A 6,546-nucleotide genomic window follows, 5' to 3' on the forward strand; every position below is an offset into this window, starting at 1 on the left:
TACCGTTACCGTACCGGTCGCAAGCTTAACTGCTGATGAATAACCCGTGCAATCTGCATCGCTCCGTCACGAGGGACGGCATGCTTGAGCCGTTCGACCGTCGCAGCATAGCGGGCTGGGTCTTCGAGACTAGTAATAGCGGCGACGATCCGCTCGGTCGTCGGACAGAAGAACCCAAGCTCGTAGTTCAGCACAAAATCAATATTACCGTGTTCTTGAATCCCAACCGCTTCAGTGACAATCACCGGCTTACGCATCACCAACGCCTCCATCAGCGTACCAGGGCCGGCCTTCGTCACCACCACATCACTTGCGGCCATCAATTCTTCCATGTTATTAACGAAACCGAACACATGGGTATGCGGCAAACGTGGCCCACGCCGCAAATCCTCGTAGAGCGCGCGATTTTTACCGGTCACAACGAGGAGCTGCTTATCAGGGAGCTGTTGTTCAAGGGAATGAACCAATTGACCAAGACGACCGGCGCCGACACCACCGGCGGTTAGCAAGACAGTAAAGCGATCGGGATCGAACCCCAAATCGCGGCGAGCAGTGGGAGCATCACGATTTTCGGCGGCAAACTTCGGATGGACCGGGAAGCCGCAGCGCTGCAACTGACTCGGCTTCATGCCACGCTTGCGCATCAGGTGATATGCTTCATCGGTGGGGGTCAACGCCAAATCCACGCTGGGATAACTCCAGGCGGCGTGGAGCGTGACCAAATCGGTCACGACAGTTACTACGCGAAACGCATTGTGGCGACGGCGAGCGGCACAGACAAGACGATGGACAAGGGGATGGGTGACGATCACCAAGCGTGGGTGGCGTTCGACGAGCAGGCGTTCGAGATTTTGGCGGGCAATCAGATACACGATCCGCGACAAAAACCCTACCGTCGAACGCGAGTTGGTCAACTGAAACGAAACATTGTACAACTTCAGCCAACGGGTGGAAAGCTGGTCGTAGATACCGGGTGCACTCCGAATACCGGGCACATTGGTCGCCTGCAAGAGATCTTCGATGGCCCATGTAATCTCACCACCCGACAACTGTTCAAGCGCGGCACTAATCGCCACCGCAGCACTGCGATGACCGCCGCCGGTATCTGAAATAGCAAATAACACATCAATTGGTTGACGATTCATACGCTTAGGCGTGACGATAACTCTCAAGATCGGCGATCACCTTTTCGGCAATATCGAGAGCTGCATTGGGATGCGACGCTGCCTTTGCACACCGTCGCATTTCAGCCAGCATTGTAGGGTGATTCAGCAGATTGAGCACAGCCCGTGCGGTCGATTCGCACATGCGCAATTGGATCCCGCTACCGGTACTAACGACGTAATCGGCGTTCCACTCCTCTTGGCCGAGAATAGGATCAATGATAATCATCGGTGTACCCCGGGCGAGAATCTCGCTCACGATCAGCCCACCCGCTTTCGTAATCACCAAATCGCTCGCTGTAATCAGATCATCGACATAATCGATAAATCCCAAGACCCGCAGATCGATATTCGGGGTTGAAATAAAATCGCTTAACGACTCGACCAGGGTCGTATTACGCCCGGCGACCACCACCAGCGTCGCCTTTAGTGGACTTTGCAGAAGTTGGCTAACGATCAGCCGCACGTGATCATCGTCAACCCCACCACCAAACAGCGTCACCACCGTCGCCTCTGGCGGCAGGTTACGACGTATCCGGGCTTCACGGCTATCGTTCGGTTGGGCGAAGCATGGATCGATCGGAATACCGCTCACAACCACTTGCTGTGGGCTAACACCACGCTCGATGAGCTGTGCGCGTGTCTGTTCATCACCGACGAAATAGCCATCGATTTCGGTGTACGTCCAGAAGGTATGGGCGGCGTAATCGGTAATAACGCAGTAGACCGGTTCGGTCAGGCGCGCACTACGTTTATAGCTGACCAGCAGCTCCATCGGCAAGAAATGGGTACAAATAATAACATCGGGCTGAAAGGCGCGTAAGACCTCTTTCAGGCCGTTCGTCCCGATACTTTCAACCAACTTGCGAATATTGTTGGTGATCTCGGCTAGATTGGGGTCGGCGTTCGTTTGTGTGTAAAAATAGCCCCATACCAACGGCGCGCGATCGGTCAATTCAAGATAGGAACGAGCATATGCGAAGCGAAAGAGACGGGAGGTGTGATCGAGGACATCCTCGACACGCACTTCACCAGGCTGACGACGGCTAAAGGCGGCGGCCAGCGCTTCGGCAGCACGTTTATGACCGGTTCCTACTGACGCGTGTAAAATCAGCACTCGCGGCATACGATTATCTCCGGCGAGGCGCCACAGAGGCGCACGAATGTTCTACCCTAAACATTTACCTATCGCTATGGTACCATGTTTCTCCCTCAACGATAGCGGGAAGTTTTCCCGATAACCATTGACGCACGTGGCGGCCCGTGGTACGATAATGCAACCTTTAATACAGCCCCGTGAGGCTGTGAAGGAGTGAACTGAGTATGAACCAGCGTTTGAACCGGCCCCAACTGCCGTGCTCCCTTTGCCCCGTTCCGGCGGGCAAGGGGTTTTTTGTTGGCAAAATCTGCCGGATGTGGCATTGCGGAGGAAGGCATGAGCAACGAGAAACAGATATTATCAGCCGACGAAATACGCAGAGCACTGGTACGCATTGCCCACGAAATTGATGAACGTAACGGTGGTTTGCAGCATGTCGTCCTCGTCGGGATTCGCAGTCGGGGAGTACCACTGGCCGAACGGATCGCTGCTGCGATTGCCGACTTTGAGGGAACACGGGTGCCGGTCGGTCAACTCGATATTACGCTCTACCGTGATGATCTAAAGCTACGTGGGCCGGCGGCGCGCGTGTACAAAACGGATGTCCCGACGGATATAACCGGCAAAACGGTCGTGCTGGTCGATGATGTACTGTTCACCGGGCGGACGGTACGGGCAGCCCTCGACGCGATTGCCGATCTGGGTCGTCCGGCCCGCATTCAACTGGCCGTCCTCATCGACCGTGGTCATCGTGAATTACCGATTCGGGCCGATTATGTCGGTAAAAACGTGCCAACCTCGCTGTCGGAGCGGGTCAAGGTTCGCCTGCGCGAAACCGACGGGGTTGATGAAGTTGTCATTCTGCGAGGTACGAACAATGACTGAACGACGCCGCCACGCCATCGATCTCGACGACTTTACTGCCACCGAGATCGAGGAGATTTTAGAGACTGCTGAAAGCATGCGTGAGGTGCTTAGCCGCGAGATCAAGCAGGTACCGGCCTTACGTGGCAAGACGGTAGTCAATATGTTCTTTGAAGAGAGCACGCGCACCCGGATCTCGTTTGAGCTAGCAGCGCGTGCGTTGTCGGCCAACGTCGTCGCCTTTACGGCACGTGGCAGTAGCGTAGAAAAGGGTGAGTCACTGGTTGATACGGTGCGCACCCTCCAAGCATTAGGAGCCGACATCATTGTGATGCGGCACAGTCAGTCGGGAGCACCATACCTGGTTGCTCGTCATTTTCGTGGTGCGTTGATCAATGCGGGGGATGGTCGCCATGCCCATCCTACCCAAGCACTGCTCGACCTCTACACGATGCGCAGGCACCATGGTCAGATCCGCGATCTGAATGTGGTGATCGTGGGTGATATTCTGCACAGTCGGGTCGTGCGTTCAAACCTGTGGGGGCTTACCCAGCTTGGTGCGCGCGTAACCCTCTGTGGGCCACCGACACTGATCGGGCCGTCGGCATTTTGGACGGCCACATGGCCGACAGTGCGCATTGCCTACAACCTCGATCCGCTCTTGGCCGAGGCCGATGTGGTAATGGCGCTCCGGTTGCAGAAAGAGCGTATGCAACACGGCTTGTTGCCGGCGTTACGCGAATATACCCGCATATACGGTCTCACTGCCGAACGCCTTGCGCGCCTACCAGCACATGCAATTGTGATGCATCCTGGGCCGATGAATGAAGGGATCGAAATCTTTCCTGAAGTCGCTACATCTGCAACGGCAGTCATCGAGGAACAGGTAACCAACGGTGTCGCCGTGCGAATGGCGTTACTGTACCGAATGGCCGGTTGAGAGGTGAAAACGATGCGGTATCTCATAAAAAACGGCACAATTATCGATCCGGCCAACCGAGTGGCAACTATCGGTGATATTTTGGTCGCCGACGGCAAAGTTGAACGATTGTACGATCTGGCCGATCTCCACAGCGATCGCGAACCCATCGGGCCGGACGTGGAAGTAATTAACGCTCGTGGCTGTGTCGTCGCACCGGGTTTTACCGATCTCCACACCCACCTGCGACAGCCGGGCGAAGAACATCGAGAGACGATTAGCAGTGTGAGCGCGGCAGCAGCCGTTGGCGGCTTTACCACGCTGTGCGCCCGTCCCACAACGCACCCCACCCCGGATAACGCGGCGGCGATTCGGCAGTTGCGTGAATTGGTCGCGCACTTTGGGAGTGTGCGGATCGATGTGATCGGCGCGTTGACGTTGGGAAACGAAGGGCGTATGTTGAGCGAGATGCGCGAACTGGCCGAAGCTGGCTGTATTGCGTTTAGTGACGGTGGACGGACCATCGCCGACGCAGCGCTTATGCGGCATGCGTTATCGTATGCGGCAGCGCTCAATTTGCCGGTGATGGTGACGTGTCAAGACCCGTCGTTGGCTGCCGGTGGCGTCGCCCATGAAGGGGCAGTGAGTGTACGTTTAGGTCTACCGGGCATCCCTGCGGCCGCCGAAGAGGCCATTGTAGCCCGCGATATTGCTCTCGCCGAAGCGACCGGCGCTCATTTGCACATCAGCCGAGTGAGCACAGCCGGCAGCGTCGCACTGATCCGAGCTGCACGCGCGCGTGGAGTGCGGGTGACGGCAGAAGTGACGCCGCACCACCTGACGCTGACCGACCGCTGGCTGCTGGGCTGGTTGGAAGAGCGAAACGAGATCGAAACCAGCCGCGCCGGCGCCCATCCCGATCTGAGCTTACCATCGTGGCTTGAGCCAAGCCTATTACCGCCATACGACAGTTCAACGCGGGTTGAACCGCCCTTACGCAGCATTGAACATGTGGAAGCGTTGGTGGCCGGCTTGCGTGATGGCGTGATCGATGCGATTGCAGTTGATCACGCGCCGCTCGCACGTGTTGACCGTGAGTGCGAGTATGGGATTGCCCCACCCGGCATCAGCGGTCTGGAGACGGCACTGGCCCTTACGCTGACTCTCGTTCATCGCGGTGAGATGGATATTGTCAACCTGATTGCGAAACTCACCGAGGGGCCGGCGCAGGTACTCAACCGGTCGCCGGCGAACTTGCGGCCCGGGGCAACCGCCGATATCGTGATCTTCGATCCTGAGCGGAGCTGGGTGGTAGACCCCGATCACTTCCGGTCACGTGGGCGTAACACGCCGCTACGCGGCCAACGGTTGAAGGGACAGGTGATGTTGACGATGGCTGGCGGCAAGATTGTGTTCCGTCGCGGCGATTTTGGCCGGCAAGGACAAGCAGCACCACAACCCTCACGACTCGAAGGGATTTTGGAGAGTGAAGAGACATAATGCAAGATAGAAGAAGCGGGCATATTCCCCTGCCCTATCAACGGCACTCGTGGTAAGATGCTCATAGTCAATAACCAACACCAACGGGGAAGCTATGAGTAATCCGATCACGATTCTGATTGCTGATGACCATACCATGTTCCGGCAAGGCCTGCGTGAGATCCTTGAGCGCAAAGGTGGGTTCCAGGTTGTCGCCGAAGTGCGTGATGGTGCAGCAGCAGTCGAAGCGGCGAAAACGACAAAACCCGATGTTGCGCTCCTCGATGTTTCAATGCCGGTCATGACCGGCATTGAGGCGGCGCGCCAGATCGGGCATGTCAGTCCCCACACCCGCTGCGTCGTGCTAACGATGCACCGCGACGAGCAGACCGTGCTCGAAGCGTTACGGGCAGGTGCCAATGCTTATCTGCTGAAAGATGCAGATGCGTCAGAGCTGATCGAGGCGATTCACGTTGTGTATCGCGGTGAGGCGGCGTTGGCCAGCAGTGCTGCGGCGCGCGTGCTCGATCTGCTGCGACGCAACGATAACGCACCGGCGCTGCATGAGGTGCTGACCCCGCGTGAACGGGATATTCTGGCGCTCGTTGCCCAAGGTGACGATAACCGAGCGATTGCGCTGAAGCTGAGCCTTGCCGAAAAGACGGTCGGTAACCGCTTGAGCGAGATTTTTCAGAAGCTTGGGGTGAGTAATCGTACTCAGGCGGCCATTGTAGCCGTCCAACGCGGATTGGTACCACCACCAGAATTGCGGTAATCGCAAAGACGCAGTAGGGGCACACGGCAGTGTGCCCCACGGCAGTGTGCCCCACGGCAGTGTGCCCCACGGCAGTGTGCCCCACCCAAACGCAAAGGTGCAGAGCGCGCAGAGGTCGCAGAGGAGTCCATCCCGTACTAGGGTTAGGCTGTGATAAATCATCAGCAAGAAACGCAAAGGTGCAGAGCGCGCAGAGGTCGCAGAGGAGTCCATCCCGTACTAGGGTTAGGCTGTGATAAATCATCAG

6 protein-coding genes are annotated in these 6,546 nt (G+C 57.1%); 4 read left to right on the forward strand and 2 right to left on the reverse strand.

What is annotated here, in order from left to right; translation table 11 throughout:
• Window positions 1-5: 5 nt before the first annotated feature.
• Window positions 6-1,145: an MGDG synthase family glycosyltransferase gene (locus AC01ZF_RS12135; protein ID WP_424677070.1), complete on the reverse strand. Its 1,140-nt coding sequence runs from the start codon at window positions 1,143-1,145 to the stop codon at window positions 6-8.
• Between the two features lie 4 nt (window positions 1,146-1,149).
• A complete protein-coding gene (locus AC01ZF_RS12140; protein WP_424677069.1) occupies window positions 1,150-2,289 on the reverse strand; it encodes an MGDG synthase family glycosyltransferase in 1,140 nt (379 codons plus the stop codon).
• Window positions 2,290-2,598: 309 nt separating this feature from the next.
• On the opposite strand from AC01ZF_RS12140, the gene pyrR reads away from it, so the two are divergent.
• From pyrR to AC01ZF_RS12160, 4 genes are all read left to right on the forward strand, one after another.
• Window positions 2,599-3,147: a bifunctional pyr operon transcriptional regulator/uracil phosphoribosyltransferase PyrR gene (pyrR, locus tag AC01ZF_RS12145; protein WP_015942053.1), complete on the forward strand. Its 549-nt coding sequence runs from the start codon at window positions 2,599-2,601 to the stop codon at window positions 3,145-3,147.
• Window positions 3,140-4,066, forward strand: coding sequence for an aspartate carbamoyltransferase catalytic subunit (locus AC01ZF_RS12150; protein ID WP_424677068.1), 927 nt, complete (start codon window positions 3,140-3,142; stop codon window positions 4,064-4,066). Before pyrR ends, AC01ZF_RS12150 begins: the two co-directional genes overlap by 8 nt.
• 12 nt (window positions 4,067-4,078) lie before the next feature.
• A complete protein-coding gene (locus AC01ZF_RS12155; protein WP_424677067.1) occupies window positions 4,079-5,545 on the forward strand; it encodes a dihydroorotase in 1,467 nt (488 codons plus the stop codon).
• Between the two features lie 94 nt (window positions 5,546-5,639).
• A complete protein-coding gene (locus AC01ZF_RS12160) occupies window positions 5,640-6,299 on the forward strand; it encodes a response regulator transcription factor (protein ID WP_424677066.1) in 660 nt (219 codons plus the stop codon).
• The last annotated feature ends 247 nt before the right edge of the window (window positions 6,300-6,546 follow it).

It is taken from the genome of Chloroflexus sp. (genome assembly GCF_056331925.1).